The organism is Aeromonas sp. YN13HZO-058 (assembly GCF_001921245.1).
GTDB lineage: Bacteria > Pseudomonadota > Gammaproteobacteria > Enterobacterales > Aeromonadaceae > Aeromonas > Aeromonas allosaccharophila.
This window is the reverse complement of the sequence record NZ_MQSY01000062.1, coordinates 198297-220140: the sequence shown is the minus strand read 5'-3', so window position 1 is coordinate 220140 and position 21844 is coordinate 198297. Positions and strand designations below refer to the sequence as shown.

20 protein-coding genes and 1 tRNA gene are annotated in these 21844 nt (G+C 60.2%); 11 read left to right on the top strand and 10 right to left on the bottom strand.

Going from position 1 to position 21844, the window contains the following annotated elements; all coding sequences use genetic code 11:
- The first annotated feature begins 7 nt into the window (after nt 1-7).
- Together rpoD and BSP75_RS16920 are read left to right on the top strand one after the other, a co-directional pair.
- Nucleotides 8-1903: an RNA polymerase sigma factor RpoD gene (gene rpoD / locus BSP75_RS16925; RefSeq protein WP_263718854.1), complete on the top strand. Its 1896-nt coding sequence runs from the start codon at nt 8-10 to the stop codon at nt 1901-1903.
- Nucleotides 1904-2090: 187 nt separating this feature from the next.
- Nucleotides 2091-2167, top strand: a tRNA-Ile gene (locus tag BSP75_RS16920).
- 164 nt (nt 2168-2331) lie between these two features.
- Here BSP75_RS16920 and BSP75_RS16915 read toward each other — a convergent pair.
- The 4 genes from BSP75_RS16915 to purH form a co-directional block, all read right to left on the bottom strand.
- Entirely contained in the window at nt 2332-2889 is a 558-nt protein-coding gene (locus BSP75_RS16915; RefSeq protein ID WP_075113968.1) for a cytochrome b/b6 domain-containing protein, read from the bottom strand.
- Nucleotides 2870-3244 (bottom strand): cytochrome b562, encoded by a 375-nt coding sequence (locus tag BSP75_RS16910; protein WP_042656319.1) that lies wholly within the window; start codon nt 3242-3244, stop codon nt 2870-2872. Before BSP75_RS16910 ends, BSP75_RS16915 begins: the two co-directional genes overlap by 20 nt.
- 276 nt (nt 3245-3520) lie before the next feature.
- Entirely contained in the window at nt 3521-4807 is a 1287-nt protein-coding gene (gene purD, locus BSP75_RS16905; protein WP_075113967.1) for a phosphoribosylamine--glycine ligase, read from the bottom strand.
- A gap of 114 nt (nt 4808-4921) precedes the next feature.
- Nucleotides 4922-6514 (bottom strand): bifunctional phosphoribosylaminoimidazolecarboxamide formyltransferase/IMP cyclohydrolase, encoded by a 1593-nt coding sequence (gene purH, locus BSP75_RS16900; protein WP_075113966.1) that lies wholly within the window; start codon nt 6512-6514, stop codon nt 4922-4924.
- Between the two features lie 415 nt (nt 6515-6929).
- Here purH and zntR point away from each other — a divergent pair, with 415 nt between their 5' ends.
- Both zntR and BSP75_RS16890 read left to right on the top strand, forming a co-directional pair.
- The gene (zntR, locus tag BSP75_RS16895) at nt 6930-7385 is read left to right on the top strand and encodes a Zn(2+)-responsive transcriptional regulator (protein WP_042063048.1); all 456 of its coding nucleotides are present in this window, start codon (nt 6930-6932) and stop codon (nt 7383-7385) included.
- Nucleotides 7386-7587: 202 nt separating this feature from the next.
- A complete protein-coding gene (locus BSP75_RS16890; protein WP_075113965.1) occupies nt 7588-7827 on the top strand; it encodes a ribosome alternative rescue factor ArfA in 240 nt (79 codons plus the stop codon).
- Nucleotides 7828-8042: 215 nt separating this feature from the next.
- On the opposite strand, the gene hemW is transcribed toward BSP75_RS16890, so the two are convergent.
- Together hemW and rdgB are read right to left on the bottom strand one after the other, a co-directional pair.
- Nucleotides 8043-9188: a radical SAM family heme chaperone HemW gene (gene hemW / locus BSP75_RS16885; protein WP_075113964.1), complete on the bottom strand. Its 1146-nt coding sequence runs from the start codon at nt 9186-9188 to the stop codon at nt 8043-8045.
- 90 nt (nt 9189-9278) lie between these two features.
- A complete protein-coding gene (gene rdgB, locus BSP75_RS16880; protein WP_005340539.1) occupies nt 9279-9875 on the bottom strand; it encodes an RdgB/HAM1 family non-canonical purine NTP pyrophosphatase in 597 nt (198 codons plus the stop codon).
- Nucleotides 9876-10113: 238 nt separating this feature from the next.
- Here rdgB and BSP75_RS16875 point away from each other — a divergent pair, with 238 nt between their 5' ends.
- The 3 genes from BSP75_RS16875 to BSP75_RS16865 all read left to right on the top strand — a co-directional run bounded on the left by BSP75_RS16875 (nt 10114) and on the right by BSP75_RS16865 (nt 13032).
- A complete protein-coding gene (locus tag BSP75_RS16875; protein WP_058053980.1) occupies nt 10114-11277 on the top strand; it encodes a multidrug effflux MFS transporter in 1164 nt (387 codons plus the stop codon).
- Nucleotides 11278-11412: 135 nt separating this feature from the next.
- Entirely contained in the window at nt 11413-12474 is a 1062-nt protein-coding gene (locus BSP75_RS16870; protein ID WP_075113963.1) for an oxidoreductase, read from the top strand.
- Nucleotides 12475-12783: 309 nt separating this feature from the next.
- Nucleotides 12784-13032 carry a hypothetical protein gene (locus BSP75_RS16865; protein WP_042063080.1) on the top strand — a complete coding sequence of 83 codons (249 nt, stop codon included), beginning with the start codon at nt 12784-12786 and terminating at the stop codon, nt 13030-13032.
- A gap of 63 nt (nt 13033-13095) precedes the next feature.
- On the opposite strand, the gene rimJ is transcribed toward BSP75_RS16865, so the two are convergent.
- The 3 genes from rimJ to BSP75_RS16850 all read right to left on the bottom strand — a co-directional run bounded on the left by rimJ (nt 13096) and on the right by BSP75_RS16850 (nt 15205).
- Nucleotides 13096-13647, bottom strand: a complete 552-nt coding sequence (gene rimJ, locus BSP75_RS16860; RefSeq protein ID WP_075113962.1) for a ribosomal protein S5-alanine N-acetyltransferase — start codon at nt 13645-13647, stop codon at nt 13096-13098.
- Nucleotides 13647-14201 (bottom strand): GNAT family protein, encoded by a 555-nt coding sequence (locus tag BSP75_RS16855; RefSeq protein ID WP_075113961.1) that lies wholly within the window; start codon nt 14199-14201, stop codon nt 13647-13649. The genes rimJ and BSP75_RS16855 overlap by 1 nt, the downstream gene beginning before the upstream one ends.
- Nucleotides 14202-14308: 107 nt before the next feature.
- Nucleotides 14309-15205 (bottom strand): LysR family transcriptional regulator, encoded by an 897-nt coding sequence (locus BSP75_RS16850; RefSeq protein ID WP_075113960.1) that lies wholly within the window; start codon nt 15203-15205, stop codon nt 14309-14311.
- 92 nt (nt 15206-15297) lie between these two features.
- Between BSP75_RS16850 and mdtH the strand changes: the two genes are divergently transcribed.
- From mdtH to BSP75_RS16830, 4 genes are all read left to right on the top strand, one after another.
- Nucleotides 15298-16494 carry a multidrug efflux MFS transporter MdtH gene (gene mdtH / locus BSP75_RS16845; protein ID WP_042063034.1) on the top strand — a complete coding sequence of 399 codons (1197 nt, stop codon included), beginning with the start codon at nt 15298-15300 and terminating at the stop codon, nt 16492-16494.
- Nucleotides 16495-16634: 140 nt separating this feature from the next.
- On the top strand, nt 16635-17042 hold the full coding sequence (locus BSP75_RS16840) for a type III secretion system chaperone (protein WP_075113959.1): 408 nt from the start codon (nt 16635-16637) through the stop codon (nt 17040-17042).
- A gap of 95 nt (nt 17043-17137) precedes the next feature.
- Entirely contained in the window at nt 17138-18739 is a 1602-nt protein-coding gene (locus tag BSP75_RS16835; RefSeq protein WP_075113958.1) for a hypothetical protein, read from the top strand.
- A gap of 158 nt (nt 18740-18897) precedes the next feature.
- The gene (locus BSP75_RS16830) at nt 18898-19809 is read left to right on the top strand and encodes a GNAT family N-acetyltransferase (protein WP_075113957.1); all 912 of its coding nucleotides are present in this window, start codon (nt 18898-18900) and stop codon (nt 19807-19809) included.
- Between the two features lie 243 nt (nt 19810-20052).
- Here the strand turns inward: BSP75_RS16830 and prfC are convergent, their stop codons facing one another.
- Entirely contained in the window at nt 20053-21642 is a 1590-nt protein-coding gene (gene prfC, locus BSP75_RS16825; protein ID WP_148140748.1) for a peptide chain release factor 3, read from the bottom strand.
- Between the last annotated feature and the right edge of the window lie 202 nt (nt 21643-21844).

Sequence of the window (21844 nt, the reverse complement as noted above, 5' to 3'; positions counted from 1 at the left end):
CAGCGCACTGTACGCGCAACCTAGCAACACCAACCGGATGAGTTCTATGGAGCAAACCCCGCAGTCTCAGCTTAAACTCCTCGTTGCCAAAGGTAAAGAACAGGGCTACCTGACCTATGCCGAGGTGAACGATCACCTCCCGCAAGACATTGTCGATTCAGACCAGATCGAAGACATCATTCAGATGATCAACGATATGGGCATTCAAGTGGTTGAAAACGCTCCGGATGCCGATGACCTTATCATGGCTGAAGGTGGTACCGCCGATGAGGACGCTGCCGAAGCAGCGGCCCAGGCTCTGGCATCTGTTGAATCTGAGATTGGTCGCACGACCGATCCCGTCCGCATGTACATGCGGGAAATGGGTACCGTCGAACTGCTGACCCGTGAAGGCGAAATCGACATCGCCAAGCGGATCGAAGACGGTATCAACCAGGTACAAAGCTCCGTAGCCGAGTACCCTGAAGCAATTACTTACCTGCTCGAACAGTACGACAAGTACGAAGCCGAGCAGCTGCGTCTCTCTGACATCATCTCTGGCTTTATTGACCCGAACGAAACCGAAGACATGGCACCGACTGCCACGCACATCGGTTCCGAACTCGGCGAAGACGATCTGGCCGACGAAGATGAAGAAGACGAAGAAGACGAAGATGAAGATGGCGACAGCTCTGACGACGACGGTGACGGTGGTCCGGATCCGGAAGTCGCTCGCGAGAAGTTTGGTGAGCTGCGTGCCCAGTATGAAGTGACCCGCCTCTCCATTCAGAAGAATGGTCGCGCGCACGAAGATACCCAGGCCGCCATCGCCCAGCTGGCCGATGTATTCCGTCAATTCCGCCTGATGCCCAAGCAGTTCGATCGCCTGGTCAACAACATGCGCGAGATGATGGAACGCGTCCGCGTGCAGGAACGCATCATCATGAAGCTCTGCGTTGAGCAGGCCAAGATGCCGAAGAAAACCTTCGTCGCGGCCTTCACCAACAACGAGTGTGAAACTGCCTGGTTTGAATACCAGAAGCAGGCTGGCAAAGCCTGGTCTCCCCGTCTGGTTGAAATGGACGAGGATATTCAGCGCGCTATCGGCAAGCTGCAGCAGATTGAAGAAGAGACCGGTCTGTCGATTGCCCAGATCAAGGATATCAACCGTCGCATGAGCATCGGTGAGGCCAAGGCCCGCCGTGCAAAGAAAGAGATGGTCGAGGCCAACTTGCGTCTGGTTATCTCTATCGCCAAGAAGTACACCAACCGTGGTCTGCAGTTCCTGGATCTGATCCAGGAGGGCAACATCGGTCTGATGAAGGCGGTAGACAAGTTTGAATACCGTCGTGGCTACAAGTTCTCGACCTATGCTACCTGGTGGATCCGTCAGGCTATTACCCGCTCCATCGCGGATCAGGCCCGTACCATCCGTATCCCGGTACACATGATCGAGACTATCAACAAGCTCAACCGTATCTCCCGTCAAATGCTGCAGGAGATGGGTCGTGAACCGAACCCGGAAGAGCTGGCCATGCGCATGGGCATGCCGGAAGACAAGATCCGCAAGGTACTGAAAATCGCCAAAGAGCCTATCTCCATGGAAACGCCCATCGGTGATGATGAAGATTCCCACTTGGGCGACTTCATCGAAGATACCACCCTGGCTCTGCCAGCGGATGCGGCGACCAGCGAAAGCCTGCGCAACGCTACCCGCGAAGTGCTGGCTGGCCTGACCGCCCGCGAGGCCAAGGTGCTGCGGATGCGTTTCGGTATCGACATGAACACTGACCACACCCTCGAGGAAGTGGGCAAGCAGTTCGACGTTACCCGTGAGCGTATTCGTCAGATCGAAGCCAAGGCACTGCGCAAACTGCGCCACCCGAGCCGCTCGGAAGTGCTGCGCAGCTTCCTGGACGAATAGTCCTGACCCTGTGTCAAACTGCTCTGCCAAAGCCCCGCCATGCGGGGCTTTGTTTTGTCTGGCATTTACCCTTGCGACCCGCTTTGCGCCCTCTATCAAGCTGGACAATTAGTCGCCAAGTGGTTGATATGCCTATAGACTGCCCTTTCCTCTTCCCCTATAATCCACGCCGCTAAACGCACAATTTGGCCCCTTAGCTCAGTTGGTCAGAGCAGTCGACTCATAATCGATTGGTCGTGGGTTCAAGTCCCCCAGGGGCCACCAAATTGAAAAAGGCCGCTCATCATGAGCGGCCTTTTTGCATCTGCCGAACGGGCAATATCCAGTGATGAGCTCGATGAGGTCATAGAAAAGACCCGCCATGGGCGGGTCTGGGCAGGGTCCGGATCAGGTGCCTCACTCAGAGACAAGGAGCCTAATGCTGAGCCTCAGGTTTGCTCGTTGCTGCCGTTCTGGATAGATGAACGACGCCCGATGGCAGGCAGCATCCGGGTGACCAGATTGCTGCGCTGACGCCAGGAGGTGAAGACAATGGCCAGCAGATGCAGACCAACCAACCCCTGCAACGCCACCACGCACCACTCATGCCACTCGTCGGCGCCCAGTTCAAAACCCATCTCGGTATTTTGAAACCAGCCGCTGCCAGCGGTGGCCAGCACGACCAGCCAGAGTGCCCACACGGCCAGCTTGCCGCTGCCATGATGACCCGGTGCCGGAGGCTGCCGCTCACGCATCTCGCGCGCCTGCTGGCGAAAATCCTCACCGCTGGGGATGAGGGCGCCAAGGCGGGCGTAGCCACGGGCGAAGGTAAGCCCCCAGAGCAGACGCAAGGAAACCAGCCCAATGGCGCCGTAACCCAGCCACTCGTGCCACTCCTCGCCCGCTTCGTTAACCCAAAGGTTGCCGATACAGACCGCCGCCAAGCCCCAGTGGGTCAGGCGAACCAGCGGATCCCAGCGAAAGGGCTCACCCTTTTTGCTTGGCATATTTGTGGTACTCCTTCTTCAGGTCGTTGACCTTGGCCAGATGCTCGCGCGCCTTGGCCTCATCACCCGCCTTGAGTGCGGCCAGGCTGGCGTCCAACTCGGTCTGTACCTCGTTCATCCCTTCAAGGAATTTCTCTTTCTTGGCGGCCGGCATGTTCTTCTGCTTGGCCACATCCAGCTGGGCCTTCATCTCGTTGATGTGCTGCTCCATGGTGGCTGCATCATCAGCCTTGACGGCCTGCTTGTAGTTGAAGCCAATCTTCTTCATCGGCTGTTCCAGATCACCCGCCACGGCAGGCAGGGTCATCAGGCCAAACATCAGGGGCAGCAGCAGGGGGCGAACGGTTTTCAACATGGGATTTCCTTATATAACGACATGCTCGAATTGTTAGGGGTACTTATGAATCCTAAAAAGAATTCATCAGGGAATGATGCCATGACTCACGGTGAAATGTTTGTGAAAAATGCTGTTTTTTGTGGCAAATAGTGACAGGCATGCCGTGCTTGTTTGCACTTGGTAACTGATTAAGCACTGGTGACGCGCGGCAAGAGGATGGTTGAAAGCGGTAAGCAGGGACAAAAAACCCCGCCGCAGCGGGGTCTGGATCAGCGGGCCAATGGCTTGCGTCAGTTACTCCTGTTCGCGAGCAATGGCGCGCCAACCGATATCCTTGCGGTAGAAGACGCCATCCCACTTGATACGGCCAGCGAGCTGATAGGCACGCTGCTGGGCTTCTGCCACCGTGTGGCCGAGGGCGGTTGCGCACAGCACACGGCCACCCTGGGTCAGGCTGGTATCGCCTTCCAGACGGGTACCAGCATGGAACACCTTCTCGCCCGCCACCTCATCCACCGGCAAGCCGCTGATGGGGTGATTGGTGCTGTAATCGCCGGGATAGCCTCCCGCTGCCAGTACTACGCCGATGGCGGCGCGGGGATCATAGATGGCCTCTTTCTGATCCAGCTTGCCTGCGCAAGCGGCCAAGCAGAGCTCCACCAGATCGGACTGCATCCGCAGCATGATGGGCTGGGTCTCGGGATCGCCAAAGCGGCAGTTGAACTCAATCACCTTGGGATTGCCTGCCCCGTCGATCATCAGACCGGCGTAGAGGAAACCGGTGTAGACGTTGCCTTCGGCCGCCATGCCGCGCACGGTCGGCATGATCACCTGCTCCATCACCTTTTTATGCACGTCGGCAGTCACTACCGGTGCTGGCGAGTAAGCCCCCATGCCACCGGTGTTGAGGCCGGTATCACCGTCGCCCACCCGCTTGTGATCCTGACTGGTGGCCATCGGCAGCACGTGCTCGCCATCGACCATGACGATGAAGCTTGCCTCTTCACCCTCCAGAAACTCCTCAATCACCACCCGGGAGCCCGCTTCGCCAAAGGCATTGCCGGAGAGCATGTCGCGCACCACGTCTTCCGCCTCTTGCAAGGTCATGGCGACAATCACCCCCTTGCCCGCCGCCAGACCATCGGCCTTGATGACGATAGGGGCGCCCTTCTCGCGCAGATAGGCGAGTGCTGGCTCCACTTCGGTGAAGTTCTGGTACTCGGCAGTCGGGATGGCGTGACGGGCCAGGAAATCCTTGGTGAAGGCCTTGGAGCCTTCCAGCTGGGCAGCGGCAGCTGTCGGGCCGAAAATCGGCTGACCGGCGGCGCGGAAAGCATCCACCACCCCTTTCACCAGCGGCGCTTCCGGCCCGACGATGGTGAGGCCGACCTGCTTCTCTTTGGCAAAGGCCAGCAGCCCTTCGATATCGGTCGCCTCGATGGCGACGTTCTCGACACCCGGCTCAAGCTGGGTGCCCGCATTACCCGGCGCCACAAAAACGTGACGCACCAGTGGAGAGTGCTTGGCCTTCCAGGCCAGAGCGTGTTCGCGGCCACCGTTGCCAATGATCAGTACTTTCATCGTATCGCTCGCTTCTATTTGTGGTCACTGGGCGGCCATCAGGGCCGTCAGCCAGTGGAAATAGTCAGTTGAAAAGAGACAACAAAAGGGCCGCCATCGGCAGCCCCTGACCCATCAATGACGGAAATGGCGCATGTTGGTGAACACCATGCACATGCCGTGCTCGTCGGCGGCATCGATCACCTCCTGATCGCGCATCGAGCCACCCGGCTGGATCACGCAGGAGATACCGGCCTGCGCGGCAGCATCGATACCATCGCGGAACGGGAAGAAGGCATCGGAGGCCATGACGGAGCCCGCCACGGTCAGTCCTTCATCCGCCGCCTTGATACCGGCGATTTTGGCGGAGTAGACGCGGCTCATCTGGCCGGCACCGACGCCGATGGTCTGGCCATCTTTGGCGTAGACGATGGCGTTGGATTTGACGAACTTGGCCACTTTCCAGCAGAACAGCAGATCTTGCAGTTCGGCCTCGGTCGGCTGGCGCTTGCTGACCACGGTCAGGTCACCCAGCGTCACCATGCCGAGATCCCGCTCCTGTACCAGCAGGCCGCCGTTGACGCGCTTGAGGTCAAAGCCTTGCGCCGGAGCAGTCCACTGACCGCATTCGAGCAGACGCACGTTCTGCTTGGCAGCGACCGCGTCGCGGGCCTCCTGGCTGACGGTCGGGGCGATGATCACTTCGACAAACTGGCGGGCCACGATGGCTGCCGCAGTGGCACCATCCAGCTCGCGGTTGAAGGCGATGATGCCGCCGAAGGCCGAGGTGGGGTCGGTCTGGTAGGCACGATCGTAGGCACTCAGCAGGTCGCTACCGATGGCCACGCCGCAGGGGTTGGCATGCTTGACGATGACGCAGGCCGGTTCGCTGAACTCCTTCACACACTCCAGCGCGGCGTCAGTGTCGGCGATGTTGTTGTAGGAGAGCGCCTTGCCCTGCAGCTGGGTCGCACTGGAAACGGAACCCGGCGCGGCATGCTCTTCGGCGTAGAAGGCGGCAGCCTGATGGCTGTTTTCGCCGTAGCGCATGTCCTGCTTCTTGATGAACTGGCTGTTGAAGGTGCGCGGGAAGCGGGACTCCTCGTCACCCTCCTTGTTGTCGCCATAAGAGGGCACCATGGTACCGAAGTAGTTGGCGATCATGCCGTCGTAGGCAGCGGTGTGTTCGAAGGCGGCGATGGCCAGATCGAAACGGGTTGCCAGTTTCAGGCTGTTGCCGTTGGCATCCATTTCACGAATAACCCGATCATAGTCGGCAGTTTTGACGACAATTGCGACATCTTTGTGGTTTTTTGCGGCAGAGCGCACCATGGTCGGGCCGCCGATGTCGATGTTCTCGACCGCATCGGCCAGGGTGCAACCCGCTTTGGCTACGGTGGCAGCAAAGGGATAGAGGTTGACGACAACCATGTCGATGGGGGAGATAGCGTGCTGGGCCATGATGGCGTCATCCTGATCCCGACGGCCGAGGATGCCACCATGAACCTTGGGATGCAGGGTCTTGACCCGGCCATCCATCATTTCAGGGAAACCCGTGTAGTCGGAGACCTCGGTCACCGGCAGACCCGCCTCGCCAAGCAGCTTGGCGGTACCGCCCGTGGAGAGCAGAGCAACACCACGCTCGTTGAGTGCCTTGGCAAATTCCAGAATGCCAGTTTTGTCAGACACACTCAGCAGTGCACGGCGAATGGGTCGAGCTTGTTCCATCACACTATCGTCCTCAACATAACGGGGACCGTTCCATGGGAGGCGAGGCTCAACACAGAGAGTCCCCAAATAAATGGAAGTGGGGGATTTCACAAACTACTCTCGCCCCGAAAACCGGCAAAAGCGTTTTAGGAAATGCCCGCTTGACGCAGCGCTCTGTTATGGGCGCGTATTCTACACAAAAAATGTGACCTGTGGTGGATTTTTTGAAACAGCAAAGCCTTATTTGGCGCGGCGTTAAACGTTTTCCACTTGATTTTCTCGAAACGTTTTCACTTTCAGTGTTTTATGGAAAAAAGGGCCGCAAGGAGATGTTTATCTGCCCCTTTTATGCCCTTGGCTGGCAATCCATGGGCAAAGGGGCGATAGTGGATTCCGGTTTTTGTTGCGGCATACATTCAAGGGGAGAGAGAGCATGTACCGGATCGGTGAACTGGCCAAGGCGTGCGGGGTCAAGGCAGATACCCTGCGTTTTTACGAGAAGAACGGGCTTATCTCACCGGGGATCCGCAACGAATCCGGCTACCGCCTCTACAGCGAACAGGACAAGCGGCGGCTGGAGTTCATTATCCGCGCCAAGTCGGTGGGATTCTCGCTGGCCGACATCGGCGAGCTGCTCGACCTCGATACCAACAAGGCCAAAGTCACCTGTCAGGAGGTGAAAGCGGTAGCCGACACCAAGCTGGCCCAGGTTGAGCAGAAGATCATCGAACTGACCCGCTTTCGTGACAACCTGCGCGAGCTATCCAACATCTGCTGCGGCGGGCCGCGCTCGGCGGAGCACTGCGCCATCCTCGAGACGCTGGAATCTGGCGCCCCGGCCCATCACGAGCATCATAGCCACGACGAGCATGACCCGGTTCATGGCTGACATGATGTGGTTGGCTTAGCGTGACTGACTCGGCGCGCCCGACGCATTGCTCCGGCGGCGATTTGGTGACAAAATCGCCGCGTTTTTAACCGGTGCCAGTGCATCCGGTTGCCGGGCACTCACCTGAACAAGCGCCCGTCGCGAAAACCGCCATCCAGAAACAAGCGTTAACACAGCAAGAGCAACAAGAAGAGGAGCCATTATGGCCAAGATTCGGGTCGACCAACCCGCCCTCCCCCGTGAGAAAAATGCGCAAGGGGGCAACTATGCCCATCAGCGCGGCGAGATAAAGGATAACCATCTGCACGCCCTGCTCTCCGATCCCCTGTTTCGCAGCCGGGTCGAGCGCAACAAGAAGGGCAAGGGGAGTTACCAGCGCAAGGCCAAATTTGGCAAGCGGTGGGAGCCCGGCCAACAGCAGATGATCCGCGTCTGCTGCTGAGCGGGTTTCTACCGACCAAAAACAATCAGGGCGCCAATGGCGCCCTGATTGTTATCTCGAAACACTGTTCGCCAAAACAGGCTCACGACCTGTCGCGAGAAGCTGTCAGCAAGGTGAAGAGCCGCGCAGGAACCGGAGCGTATAGACATACGTGAGGATTCCGAGCAGTGCATGAACCTTGATCACGGCTTCGCAGCCAGATCGTGAACCCGTTTTCACTCATCCATAAACAGTTCGAGCAGCACGTTGAGATAGCGATGGCCGAGGGAGGTAAGCTGCCAGCTATCCCCCAAATCCTCGATCAGCTCCTTGCTTTGGGCAATGGTCAGTACCGTCTCAACCCGCTCCAACGGCAAGCCGGTATAGGCCTCGAACTCTGCCTTGGGAGCCGGTTCAAACAGCCGGAAGCGGTTCATAAAGTATTCGAGCGGCAGATCGTCTGCCGTCACCTGCCACTGCTCGTCCAGATAGGGGCGACTTGGATCCAGATACCCTTTCGGATGCTTCACCTTGGCGGTGCGCAGGATCTGGCCAGAGGCGAGATCAGTCATCTTGCCGTGGGCGCCGCAGCCAATCCCCAGATAGTCGCCGAAGCGCCAGTAGTTGAGATTGTGATGGCACTGGTAGCCCTCTTTGGCATAAGCCGAGATCTCGTACTGGCGATAACCGCTGGCGGTGAGCATGGCGTGGCCCTGCTCATAGATATCCCACAGGGTGTCATCTTCCGGCAATTTGGGCGGCTTGGAGGCAAACGCCGTATTCGGCTCTATGGTGAGCTGATACCAGGAGAGGTGCGGCGGGGCGCAGTCGATAGCCTGCTGCAGGTCATACAGCGCATCGTCCAGACTCTGATCCGGCAGACCGTGCATCAGATCCAGATTGAAGGTGGGCAACTTGATGTCGTGGGCCAGTGCAGCGGCTTTGCGGGCCTCTTCCGGGCCGTGGATACGCCCAAGCCGGGTCAGCTTCTCCTGCTGGAAGCTCTGCACGCCGATGGAGATGCGGTTGATGCCAGCGCGCTGGAAACCGGCGAACTTGTCCGCTTCCACCGTGCCCGGATTGGCCTCCATGGTGATCTCGCAATCCGCGGTGAGCGGAATACGGGCCCGCACCCCGTCCAGCAAGGCTTGCATCGCCTCCACCGTCAACAGGCTGGGGGTGCCGCCGCCGATAAAGATCGAGGAGAGCGGCCGCCCTTGCGCCCATTTCAGATCCTGATCCAGATCCTCCAGCAGGGCGGCCACATATTCGAGGTGAGGCAACTCCCCCTTCTGGGCATGGGAGTTGAAGTCACAGTAAGGGCACTTCTGGACGCACCAGGGCACATGAATATAGAGAGAGAGCGGCGGCAGTTGCAGCATGGGGCTTCCAATAAAACGGGGGCTCAAGGCCCCCATTGTAGATGACTATGTGTAATTGACCGTGTGTAACCGACAAGGTGGCGAAGTGACTCAGTGCGCCGCAGCCAGCGCCGCTTTGAGCTTGGCCAGCGCCTGGCCGCGATGGCTCAGCTGGTTTTTCAGCTCGGCTGGCATCTGGGCGGCGGTGCAGTCGTGATCCGGCACGAAGAAGACGGGGTCATAGCCGAACCCGTGCTGACCGCGAGGCTCGTCGATGATCATCCCTTCCCAGCTCGCCTGACAGATGATGGGGGTGGGATCGTCGGCGTGGCGCATATAGACCAGCACACACCAGAAGCGGGCGCTCTTCAGGTACTCGGGGGCACCTTGCAGCTCACCGAGCAGTTTCTCGATGTTGGCCTTGTCACCGGCACCCACACCGGCAAAACGGGCGGAGTAGACACCGGGGCGCCCTTGCAGCAGGTCGACTTCCAGACCGGAGTCATCAGCAACGGCGGGCAAACCGGTAATGCGGGCGGCGTGGCGGGCCTTGATGATGGCATTCTCGACGAAGGTGGTGCCGGTCTCATCGGCATCGGAGACCGCAAACTCGCTCTGTGGGATCACCTGGATCTTCATATCGGCCAGCATGGCGGCCAATTCCTTCACCTTTTTCTGGTTACCTGTTGCCAGGACAAGCTTGTTCATCGAGCACCTCCGCAAAAATAATCTGCGCATTCTATGCGGCGCAAGCGTTTAGTAAAAGCGCCAATTACGCCCGCAGCCGTGCGGTTACGGGGGAATCCATTGCAGGGAATAACCGGCTTTTTAATACATGTTTCCATAATGGAATAACCAAAGTGATTAAATACCATTTCTATTCATTACTGTGAGTCAGTAGACTCGCGCCCCAATTCATTAACCTGGCTGACTAAAGAGGTGACAGATGCCATTGATACTTTTGCTCGTACTACTGGTGCTGTTCAGTCCGCTGGCTATCGACATCTACCTGCCCGCCATCCCGCAGATGGCCGAGCAGCTGGGCGCCGAAGTGACACTGATGCAGGGCACCATCACCTGGTTCCTGTTCAGCATGGGGCTGGGGCAACTGCTTGTTGGCCCGCTGGCCGATCGCTACGGTCGCAAGCCCATCGCTCTGGGCGGCGTGCTGCTCTATGGCCTGAGCGCGCTGGGGGCCGGTTTTGCCGCCAGCCTCGGCGAATTGATGCTGGCCAGGGTGCTGCAGGGCTTCGGCGCCTGCGCCACTTCGGTCGCCGCCTTCTCGGTGGTGCGTGACAGCTATGGCCCGAAAAAGAGCGGCCAGATGATCTCCTATCTCAATGGCGCCATCTGCTTTATTCCTGCGCTGGCCCCCCTGCTCGGTGGCTGGCTCACCGCCAAGGCGGGCTGGTCTGCCAACTTCTGGTTTATGGCCGGTTATGCGCTCATCGTCGGCAGCTGGCTGATGTGGCGGATGCCGGAGACCCGCCCGGAGGAGACCCGCAGTGAAGGGGCCCTCATCAGCTGGTCCCGCTACAGCCCTGTGCTGCGCTCACCCAGCTTCCTGTTCAACGCGGCGCTGTGCATGCTGGCGATGGCGGTGATCCTCGCTTATGTCACTGCTGCACCGGTGCAGCTGATGGTGAAATTGGGGCTGGATATGAGTGGCTTTAGCTACTGGTTCACCGCCAACGCCGCGCTCAACATTCTGGCCTGCTTTATGGCGCCACGCTTTATCGCCAAGGTGGGGCCAAGACGCACCCTGCGCATCGGCCTGCTGGTGTTGATGCTCTCTGCCATCGCCCTGACCCTGGCGATGCACATCGAACATCCGCTGGCGATGATGGGGCCGGTATTCCTCTCCAGCATCGGCTTTGCCATGATCCTGGGCGCTGCCGCCGGGATGGCGCTGGCACCGTTCGGCCACTGTGCCGGTACCGCCGCCGCCCTGCTCGGCCTGTTCCAGATGAGTGGATCCGGCGCCCTGGTTGGCCTGACCGGCGCCCTGATGCATGACCCGCTGAGCCAACTGGCGCTGCATATGTGGCTGCTGCTGCCGCCCCTGGTGATGCTGATGACCCGGCGCGGACGCCGCTTGTGTTTGCAATAAATCCTGTGTTCTGATGAGCACACTCAGGGGGCCATCGGCCCCCTTCTCGTTTGTATCGACTTTACAGCGTATGGCCATCCGGCAGCCCGGCTGCGATGGCAACCCCACTCACTCGATGTCAGCGGAGAACTCCCGATGAGCCACACTCTCAACGCAGCCCTGGTGGGCTATGGCTTTGCAGGCAAGACCTTCCACGCCCCCTTCCTCTCCACCACCCCGGACTTGTCCCTGAGCTGGGTGGTGAGCCGTGATGCCGCCAAGGTGCAGGCCGACCTGCCCGGCTGCCGGGTCGGTTCGCTGGAACAGGTGCTGAGCGATGAGACCGTCGATCTGGTGGTGATCGCCACCCCCAACGACACCCATGCCCCCCTCGCCCGCCAGGCGCTGCTGGCAGGCAAGCATGTGGTGATCGACAAGCCGTTTGCACTGGATCTGGCCGAGGCGCAAGCACTGGTCGAGCTGGCCGAAAAACAGCAGCGGCTGCTCAGCATCTTCCACAACCGCCGTTGGGACGGGGATTTTCTCACCGTGCGCCGTTTGATTACCGAGGGGACTCTGGGGCAGATCGCCCAGTTCGAATCGCACTTCGATCGCTATCGCCCCGAGGTGCGCCAGCGCTGGCGCGAAGCGGGTGGCCCGGGTTCCGGCCTCTGGTTCGATCTCGGCCCCCATGTGCTGGATCAGGCGCTGCAGCTGTTCGGCCAGCCGGACTGGCTGCAGGCCGATCTGGCCGAGCAGCGCCCCGGCGCACTGGCGGACGACTACTTCCATGTGGTGCTGGGCTATGGTGAACGGTCTGGCGAGATGCGAGTGATCCTGCATGGCAGCTGTCTGGTCTCGGCCACCATGCCGCGCTTTGTCATTCACGGCAGCCAGGGCTCGTTCGTCAAATTCGGTATGGATGTGCAGGAAGATCAGCTCAAGCTGGGCAAACGGCCACCGGCAGCGGATTGGGGCGTGGATAGTGAACCCGGTCAGCTCAGCCGCATTGTCGATGGTCAGTTACAGCAGCAGAGCCTGGTGGGTGAAGCGGGAGATTATGGTGCCTACTATCGCGGTGTCTGCGCCGCCATCAAGGGCGAAGGAAGCAACCCGGTGCCCGCATGCGAGGCGCTGGCGGTAATGGCACTGCTGGATCTGGCCCGTCAGAGCCACCTTGAGGGGAAACGGCTGCCCTGTCAGAAGCTGTCTGACTAAGGCGCTGGCCATCGGCCTCTTTTACCCAGAGTAAATCTTGTTAAACTGCCAAAAAACAACACAAACCAGGTCACTTATTGTTCATATTTCGTCATTTTAGCGCATCTTGCATTGATAGTAGTCGTTTAAGTAGTGTTTTTCATCCACGGCACGAAAAAATGTTATTGTGATATCCGTTTTCATCGGTAGCTAATGGGGCTATATTGCGCCCGCCTGCTGCCTCCCGGCCTCTTGTTTCAATACCGGGCAACGGTGGGCGCTGTGATGGTTGCACAGACCATCTCTCCATCTTTTTTTGAGGGTATGCACATGAACAAAGTACTGGTAGCCGGTATCCTGGGTCTGATGTTGACCGCTTGCGGTCAGAAAGAAGAAAAAGCTGCCGCGCCTGCTGCTGCTCCGGCCGCCGAAGTTGCTGCAACTGTAGAAAAAGCCGCTAGCGAAGCCACCTCTACCGTAGAGAAGGCCACCTCCGAAGCGACTGCAACCGTTGAGAAAGCTGCTGACGAAGTGGCTACCAAGGTTGAAGCTGCAGTGAGCGATGCCAAGGCCAACTAAGCCTGCACCTCATTCGAAGACGGGTCCGAAGGCAACTTCGGGCCCGTTTTTTTTATCTGTCGCTCAGGGGGCTGAATTAATCAGCGAGGTGAGGATGTGATCCTCCCAGCGGCCATTGATCATCAGATACTCCCGTGCGAATCCCTCACGCTCGAAACCGAGCCGCTCCAGCAAGGCGCCACTGCGCTGATTGGCAGGCATGTAGCAAGCCATGATGCGATGCAGGTCGTGCTCCCGAAACAGGTAGTCGATGGCGGCTGACAACGCCTCTCGCATCACCCCCTGCCCCTGATGCTGCTGGTCGATGGCATAGCCCAGATGACACGCCTTGAAGACCCCCATCAGGATATTGCTGAAGTTGCAGGTGGCGATCACCCGCTCGCCAGCCGGATCCAGCGCCACCAGATTGACGCTGGTGCCGTTGAAGAACTGGCTGTAACTGTCCTGCAACCGGGCATGCCAGTAAGAAAGGGTGTAAAAGTGCTCGTCACGCAACGGCTCCCAGGGGGCGAGATGGGCGCGGTTGCGCCGGTAGAAGTCGAGCATCATGGGGGCCTGATCCGGCGACAATATGGTCAGATGGGTTCGGGCCGTCTTGATATGTGGCAGTGCCATCAGGACTCCCTCTGTCTTAGCCACTCGTCGCGCAGCAGGCTGTAGTGGGCATGGTCCACAATCCGGTTGCCCAGCCGCTCTGCGCGCCGGGTCACCCCCTCCTGCTGCATCCCGAGCCGTTCACAGACGGCTCTGCTGGGTTCGTTATCGGTGGCGGCGCTTATCTCCACCTTCTCCATCCCCATCTCCTCGAAGGCGTGATGGATCAGGGCCTGACAGGCCCGGGTGATAATGCCGTTGCCCTGCCAGCGCTCCGCCAGCCAGTAACCGATAACCACCTTGCCAAGGTCGTGATCGATGCTGTTGTAACCGATAATCCCCACCACCTCCCCCTGATACTCGATGGCGGTGGTGAGCCCCTCGCCGCGGGCGAACTTCTCGATGGCACTGCGAATGAAGAGGGCGCTGTCGACGGGGCGCTGGATCAGCGGCGGCCAGGGTAGCCACTGGGAGAGATACTCCCGGTTGTCATTGCAGAGGGCAAACAGTTCGCTCGCCATATCGGGCTGCAAGAAGAGCAGCGCAAGCTCGTCGTCCAACTGCCATGAAAACATGGAATTCTCCTTTCAAATCAGTGATCAAATAGCGAACCAGCCACCCAATGTAGCCAATCGCCACTGGCCGCGCCAACCCTTTTACACTGCAGCCCCCCTCTTCCCATTCACCCCTCATTCCGCCACCGTTTCGCCAGTGTGCGGGCGGTGGCCAACACGGTTTCCCGGGCCGGGTTGGGCCGCTTGCCACCGCGCCACGCCATCATCACATCCCAATGCTCTTGCGGCAGATTGCGCACATCAAGCCTGACCAGCCGCCCCACCTCCAGATCCCGCTTGATGGCCAGCTCCGGCATCAGGGTGATAAACCCGTGTTCCAGCGCCAGATCCCGCGCCGCACTGGCGGGCTGCACCGCATGCAGGGGGCTGGCGGCCCGCCGCAGCCGCCGCAACTGCTGGATAAAGACGTCACACCCCGGCCCCCACACCTGAGGCGCCAGCCGCTGGTCGGCGATATCCTGCAGGGTCAGGCCATGGCATCCCGCCAACGGATGCAGTGGCGAGGCGATGGCGATGATGGGGGAGCAGCAGAGCAGCTCCATCTGCAGGCCTGCCACCGGCGGACACTTGAGCACAAAGCCGATATCGGTCACCCCGGTCAGCAACTCCTGCATGATCACCCCGGAGTGATCCGTGGTGCAGCGGATCTCGAAGGGCTCGTCCACCAGCTCCATCAACAAGGAACCGAATACCACAGCTGTCAGAGAGGGCAGGCTAGCAAGACGGATGCAAGGCAGCGCTGGCGCCCCCTGCAGTGCCAGTCGTCCCTCACTCAGGGTGGCCAGTGCCGAACGGGCTGATGGCAGAAACTGCTCGCAGGCACGGGTCGGCGTCACCCCGCGCCGATGGCGCTGAAACAGCGGCGCACCGAGACTGAGTTCGAGCTGAGCTATGCGCTGGCTCACCAGCGGCTGCGACCAGCCACGAATGGCCGCCGCCTGACTGAAACTGCCCAGCTCGGCGACATCCAGCAGCAGTTGCAGATCGTCCAGATCCATAGACATAAATAATCCTGATATGAAATATAGGTAGTTGTCGTCTACCACTATATCTAAACCCTCTCCAGAATGAAGTTATCTGTGAATGAGAGGGTGTTATGGTCGATAGGGCGAGGTTTTGGGGACGCTGGTTTCTGGCGCTGGATACCACACTGGTGATCCTGGGTTTCTTTGTGGTGATGCCGATGATCAGCCTGCGCTTCGTCGATCAACTCGGCTGGGCGGCGGGTCTGGTGGGGCTGGCCCTCGGCCTGCGCCAGCTGACCCAGCAGGGGCTGGGGATCTTCGGCGGCTCGCTGGCCGACCGCTTTGGCGCCCGCCCGCTCATCGTCACCGGCATGTTGCTGCGGGCGGTGGGCTTCGCCACCCTGGCCTGGGCCGACAGCGGCGCCATGCTGATCTTCTCCTGCTTCTTGTCCGGTCTGGGCGGCTGCCTGTTTGACCCGCCACGGGCGGCGCTGGTGATCAAATTTACCCGTCCCCATGAGCGGGGCCGTTTTATCTCCCTGCTGATGATGCTGGAGAGTGCGGGGGCCGTCACCGGCGCCCTGCTCGGCAGCTGGCTGCTGCGTTTCGACTTCACCTACGTCTGCCTGCTGGGCGCCGGGCTCTTCACCCTGGCGGCGCTCTGCAACTGGACCCTGCTGCCCGCCTACCGCCTCTCGGTCAAACCGACGCCGATGCGGGAAGGGTTGGGGCAGGTGCTGGCGGATCGCGCCTTCTGTCGGCTGGTGCTGATCCTGAGCGGTTACTACATGCTGTGGGTGCAGGTGATGCTGATCTTCCCGATCCTGGTCAAGCAACTGGCTGGCACCACCACGGCAGTGGGCTGGATGTACAGTCTGGAAACGGCGCTGTCGCTGGCGCTGCTCTACCCTATCGCCCGTTTCAGCGAGCGGCGCTATCGGCTGGAGAGCCGACTGATGGCAGGTATCCTGCTGATGACGGTGGGGATTGGGCTGGTTGCGTTTGTCAGCACCCTCTCCGGCATCTTCGTGCTGCTGGCCTGCTTCTATCTGGGGATCATCATCTGCGAACCGGCCCGGGAGACCCTGATGACCAAGCTCGCCAACCCCAATGCCCGCGGCAGCTACATGGGCTTCAGCCGCCTCGGGCTGGCGCTGGGAGGCATGACCGGCTACGTGGGCGGCGGTTCTCTCTATGACTTCTCGCTGCAACAGGGGCAACCGGCCCTCCCCTGGCTGGTGCTGGGCACCATAGGCGTGGCCACCATGCTGCTGCTCGCCCGCTGCTTCTCCCGCCGCCCGGAACTGGCCATCAGAGCCGCCGCCTGACACCCCTCCTTGCCTGCGGCAGCCCCATCAACGGGGCTGCCGTTCGTCCTTTCCCGCCATAATCGCGGCCAGCACTGACAGATAGCGCCGCCTCGCCATGGAATACTCTTCCCGACACCTTGCCAAGGGGAGAGCACGCCATGTCACACCACCATGCTTATCACTGGATCGCACGCCTCTCCGGTACGCAGGCCACCGCTGCCCCGGATGGGAAAAACCGGATGTTTCTATTGCTCGACCAGCAGGACAGGGAGTGGTGGCTGGAGGTCGATCCCGATGAGAGCGTGCTGCTCATCACCACCCCGATGACAGGCCAGCTGGATGCCAATAGCCTGACCCCCGCCAACCTGCAGCACTGGCTGAGCCTCAATAGCGAGGTCAACCGGATGGGCGGTGCCTGGCTCGGACTGGAGGGGGATCTACCCACCCTCACCCTCTACGCCCAGATTTTTCTCGCCCACTGCGATGAACCCTTGCTCGACAACCTGATGGGTCAGCTTGCCGAACTGGCCCACGACCTCACGCCCCGACTCTACGCAGAGCAGTAGCAAGCAAGGAGCCCACCAGGAAAATCGAACCCACCGCCCCACTCGCGACTGTCGCAACGCCCTCCCGCCCCCGGAGCAATCCCGGCAGTCGCTTTGTGAACCCGTGTCGCAACCTGACCGTACCTACCACCGATCGCCCCGAACTGGCGCTGCCGACCCCGCCAGCGCTGGCCCCCGATAGCCAGCAGCAGTTGAATCGCGAACTGCGCAAGGGGCTCTCGGGCTATGTGCAACAACACCCCGAACAGCAAACCGCACTCGATGACTTGCTGAGTGCCGGACAGATGCGCAATGAACTCGGCAAGCCGACGCTGGCGGCCGCAGATCCCCTGACCCATCTGGTCACCCTGCTCAACCGGCTGAAAAAACTGCCAGATGGCAAGGCGCTCAGCAACGCGCTGGTCAAGGATCCTGCCGGTGAGATCGGACGCTATGTCGCCCTCAAGGGATCCTTTGGCAGCAAATCCTGCCAATTACGCAGTCAGCCCCTTGCGCCGAGAGCCTTGGGCGAACCCGAACTGCGGCAACTGGCGCTGGAGCTGAAACAGGTGTTGCAGCACTATCTGGATGCCAACCCGGCCAAGCGTGAGTGCCATACTGCGTATCTGCGAGACTACCTGCAACAACCCGAGATCGGCCGCTATCTTGGCTTGCTCGACACGCCCGACGGCGCACAGGTCAAGATCATCGCCCTTCCCTCCCGCAAGGAGGAGATGGCAAACGTGATGAACCGCCTGCTGGCCGGTCATGGCCGTGGCGCGCTCTATCACGCCTTCGCCCAAGAGAGCGGACGGGCAGGCATGCTGGGCCGCCACTTCAAACTCGAAGGCATGCTGGCGTTCAGCTTCACGGTGCGAGCCGAACCCCTGCCGCCAGCAACTATTGCCACCCCATCCACAGCCCAGCGCACTGACCCCCAAGCAAGAACGGCAGATCCGGCGCTGGCACAACAGCAGGCGGAACAACTACGCCGCCTCGAGGCGGAAGAACATCTCAATCTGGAAAAGGAGATCACCCGCCAGCTGGGCAACCGGCCTGCCTGCCAAATCCTGGCGAAGCTGACCAGATCGGCCGCCAATCTGCAGGCAGAACTGGATGGAAAGCACCTGCCACCAGCCGAATCCATTCCGGTAACCCATATCGATATGGCGACCCTGGCTGCACTCACCCTGCCGCAGATACGCGAGTTGGCTGCCCAGCTGACAGAGGAGAACAACCACTACCTGCGACGGGTCGAGGAGCATACCCTGCATCTGCCGACCCACGCCGATGCGGATCGGTTTTCCCCTCATACCCTCGACATGTTGGGCATAACGTTCACCCAGCCCTACCTCAAGGTGCTGGACGATGGCATCCAGGCACTGCGGCAACCGGCCACCAGCCGCACCGGCCGCTTGCTGGGCTGGTTACTGCCCGCTCAGGCCAGGGGGCGCCAGCTCAAACAGGAGCAGAGCATCGGCAAATTGCACGAGCTGCGGCAGGTCATCACCCTGTTGCAGTTACAGGGTGGCAGCTGGCAGGAGATTGACCGCGCTGGCTGGGCCAAACAGCTGCTGGCCCGCACGCTGGAGCAAGCCATGCCAACACCATGGCAACTCGGACCATTTCGAATCAATGAAGGGCGCCCCCAGTGGCAGGCCAGATTGAGCGAGTGGGGGATTTTGAACGAATGGGGCATTCCGGTAGCCAAAGGCTGATATCGGGTAATCACGGCAGCCAACCCTCAGCCGACTCCATGGCAAAGGGTTGGCCTGACCCGCCTCCCCCGGACCAACATGACGGAGAAAAAATGTTGCGAATTACAACTTTTACGCTATTTTAGTTGTCATGCACAACTAAAATAGGAAGCCACGATATGGACCCCCGTCCCCTGCGCGCCCTGTCGCGCGATCTGGTCCGCGAACTCGGCATGCTCTCCCAGCAGTGCGGCAATCTGGCCCTCACCCCCATCGAGGCTCACCTGCTGATCGAGCTGGAAAACGCCCCCGCCACCAACCAGCAACTGGCGGAAAAACTGCACATCGACAAATCCAACGCCAGCCGCCCGCTGGCTCGCCTCGCCGAACGGGAGCTGATCAGCTGGCACCCGCACCCCTCCGACGGGCGCAGCAAGGAGGCCCGTCTCACTGCCGAGGGTCAAACGATGTTGCTGGAGCTGCACCGGGAGATGGACGGGGCAATGGAGGAGATGCTGGCACAGTTGAGCCAGCCCGAGCGTGAGCAGTTGTGGAGCGGCCTGCTGCTCTACCGCAGCGCCCTCTCCCGCGCCCGCCGCCAGCAGGGTTACCGCATTCGCCCCATCACGGCGGCAGATGATCCCCGGATCGCCACGGTGATCCGCGCCGTATCGGCCGAATATGGCCTCACCGCCGACAAGGGTTATGGGGTCTCCGATCCCAATCTCGATACCCTATCCCGAAGCTATCAGGGGGAGAAGAGCCGCTACTGGGTGATCGAAGGGCCGGACGGTGCCATCCTCGGCGGTGGCGGTATAGCGCCGCTGGCGGGGGAAGAGGGGGTCTGCGAGCTGCAGAAGATGTACTTTATGCCCGCCCTGCGCGGGCTTGGCCTTGGCAAGCGGCTGGTGTTGCAAGCGCTGGATACCGCTCGAGACTTGGGCTATCAACGCTGCTATCTGGAGACGACCGAAGTGCTGCGCGAGGCCACCAGCCTCTATGAATCCCTCGGCTTTGAACACCTGCCCGGCCCCCTCGGCTGCACCGGTCACGGGGATTGCGAGATCTGCATGGTGCTGTCGCTGGAGTAAAGCCCCTCATCCCCACCCCTTCTCCCGCAAGGGGAGAAGTGAGCAAAAACACTTCCGCTATCTTTCGGACAGATATCGGATGGTTCCCTCCGGGAGATGACCAGAGCAAAGGTCGCTGGCGACCGGCCAGGAGCCATGCAATTGCCACCGGCATCTCTCCTTATCAGGCAAAGCGATACAAAAAAGAGACCCCGCCGAAGCGGGGTCTCTTTGATCATCTGCCAACAGGCAAACCAGCGGTGATCAGTGCTCGCGAGTCTGGCGGAAGTGAACGTCGGGGTGACGCTCCTGGGCCAGGCGCAGGTTGACCATGGTCGGCGCGATGTAGGTGAGGTTGTCACCGCCATCGAGGGCCAGGTTGACCTCGTTCTTGCGCTTGAACTCTTCGAACTTCTTGACGTCGGTCCCCTCCACCCAGCGGGCGGTGGAGACGTTGACCGCTTCGTACAGGGCTTCAACGTTGTATTCGCTCTTCAGGCGCGAAACCACCACGTCAAACTGCAGCACACCGACCGCACCAACGATGAGATCATTGCTGATCAGCGGACGGAACACCTGCACCGCGCCCTCTTCGGAGAGCTGCACCAGCCCCTTGAGCAGCTGCTTCTGCTTGAGCGGATCGCGCAGGCGGATGCGGCGGAACAGTTCCGGCGCGAAGTTCGGGATACCGGTGAACTTGAGATCCTCACCCTGGGTGAAGGTGTCACCGATCTGGATGGTGCCGTGGTTGTGCAAACCGATGATGTCACCGGCGAAGGCATCTTCCGCCTGCTCCCGGTCACCGGCCATGAAGGTAACGGCGTCGGAGATGTTCACATCCTTGCCGATGCGCACGTGGCGCATCTTCATGCCCTTGCTGTAGGTGCCTGACACGATACGCATAAAGGCGATACGGTCGCGGTGTTTCGGATCCATGTTCGCCTGGATCTTGAACACGAAGCCGGAGAACTTCTCCTCGGTCGCTTCGACTTCGCGGCTCTCGGCCTTACGCGGCATCGGAGACGGCGCCCAGTCGGTCAGACCGTCCAGCATGTGGTCGACACCGAAGTTACCGAGTGCAGTACCGAAGAACACCGGCGTCATCTCGCCCGCGATAAAGGCCTCGTGGTCGAACTCGGGAGAGGCACCCTGTACCAGCTCCAGCTCGCCGCGCAGTTGGGCAGCCAGATCCTCGCCGATGGCGGCATCGAGATCCGGGTTGTTCAGACCCTTGACCACCCGCTTCTCCTGGATGGTGTGGCCCTGACCGGTCTGATACAGATAGGTCTCATCCTTGTAGAGGTGGTAGACCCCCTTGAAGGATTTGCCACAGCCGATCGGCCAGGTGATGGGGGCGCACATGATCTTCAGCTCGCGCTCCACCTCGTCCATCACTTCCATCGGGTCGCGCACTTCGCGGTCCAGCTTGTTCATGAAGGTGAGGATGGAGGTATCACGCAGACGGGTGACTTCCATCAGCTTGCGGGTCCGGTCTTCAACACCCTTGGCGGCATCGATGACCATCAGGCAGCAGTCGACCGCGGTCAGGGTACGGTAGGTATCTTCAGAGAAGTCCTCGTGACCCGGGGTGTCGAGCAGGTTGACCAGACAGTCGGCATAGGGGAACTGCATCACCGAGGTAGTGATGGAGATACCACGCTGCTTCTCCATCTCCATCCAGTCGGATTTGGCGTGCTGGCCCGAGCCACGGCCCTTGACGGTACCGGCGCGCTGAATGGCCTGTCCGAACAGCAGGACTTTTTCAGTGATGGTGGTTTTACCCGCATCCGGGTGCGAAATGATCGCAAAAGTGCGTCTCTTGGAGACTTCACTCAGAAATTCAGCTGACATAATTCAACGTTCTTCTATTGAGCGGTGGCATCAGCCACCGTGGGAATAAATCCGGAATGCCGCTCACGGCACATGTATACGCAACGAAAGCCACGCCAGCTGGCGTGTTGCCAACCTGGTGGAGAGAGGGAGGAGGGTTGCGTTACATGGGTCTTCTCGCCTGAGTCAAAGCAAAATTGCGCGACATTATACCCGCGCGAGTGAA

What these genes read in the sequence shown, in the direction of transcription:
- BSP75_RS16840 (WP_075113959.1), top strand. Translation starts at nt 16,635, where the DNA reads ATGTCACACCACCATGCTTATCACTGGATCGCACGCCTCTCCGGTACG.
- BSP75_RS16890 (WP_075113965.1), top strand. Translation starts at nt 7,588, where the DNA reads ATGGCCAAGATTCGGGTCGACCAACCCGCCCTCCCCCGTGAGAAAAAT.
- purH (WP_075113966.1), bottom strand. Translation starts at nt 6,514, where the DNA reads ATGGAACAAGCTCGACCCATTCGCCGTGCACTGCTGAGTGTGTCTGAC.
- BSP75_RS16865 (WP_042063080.1), top strand. Translation starts at nt 12,784, where the DNA reads ATGAACAAAGTACTGGTAGCCGGTATCCTGGGTCTGATGTTGACCGCT.
- mdtH (WP_042063034.1), top strand. Translation starts at nt 15,298, where the DNA reads ATGGTCGATAGGGCGAGGTTTTGGGGACGCTGGTTTCTGGCGCTGGAT.
- BSP75_RS16875 (WP_058053980.1), top strand. Translation starts at nt 10,114, where the DNA reads ATGCCATTGATACTTTTGCTCGTACTACTGGTGCTGTTCAGTCCGCTG.
- BSP75_RS16855 (WP_075113961.1), bottom strand. Translation starts at nt 14,201, where the DNA reads ATGTTTTCATGGCAGTTGGACGACGAGCTTGCGCTGCTCTTCTTGCAG.
- BSP75_RS16830 (WP_075113957.1), top strand. Translation starts at nt 18,898, where the DNA reads ATGGACCCCCGTCCCCTGCGCGCCCTGTCGCGCGATCTGGTCCGCGAA.
- zntR (WP_042063048.1), top strand. Translation starts at nt 6,930, where the DNA reads ATGTACCGGATCGGTGAACTGGCCAAGGCGTGCGGGGTCAAGGCAGAT.
- purD (WP_075113967.1), bottom strand. Translation starts at nt 4,807, where the DNA reads ATGAAAGTACTGATCATTGGCAACGGTGGCCGCGAACACGCTCTGGCC.
- BSP75_RS16915 (WP_075113968.1), bottom strand. Translation starts at nt 2,889, where the DNA reads ATGCCAAGCAAAAAGGGTGAGCCCTTTCGCTGGGATCCGCTGGTTCGC.
- rdgB (WP_005340539.1), bottom strand. Translation starts at nt 9,875, where the DNA reads ATGAACAAGCTTGTCCTGGCAACAGGTAACCAGAAAAAGGTGAAGGAA.
- rimJ (WP_075113962.1), bottom strand. Translation starts at nt 13,647, where the DNA reads ATGGCACTGCCACATATCAAGACGGCCCGAACCCATCTGACCATATTG.
- BSP75_RS16850 (WP_075113960.1), bottom strand. Translation starts at nt 15,205, where the DNA reads ATGTCTATGGATCTGGACGATCTGCAACTGCTGCTGGATGTCGCCGAG.
- BSP75_RS16870 (WP_075113963.1), top strand. Translation starts at nt 11,413, where the DNA reads ATGAGCCACACTCTCAACGCAGCCCTGGTGGGCTATGGCTTTGCAGGC.
- BSP75_RS16910 (WP_042656319.1), bottom strand. Translation starts at nt 3,244, where the DNA reads ATGTTGAAAACCGTTCGCCCCCTGCTGCTGCCCCTGATGTTTGGCCTG.
- hemW (WP_075113964.1), bottom strand. Translation starts at nt 9,188, where the DNA reads ATGCTGCAACTGCCGCCGCTCTCTCTCTATATTCATGTGCCCTGGTGC.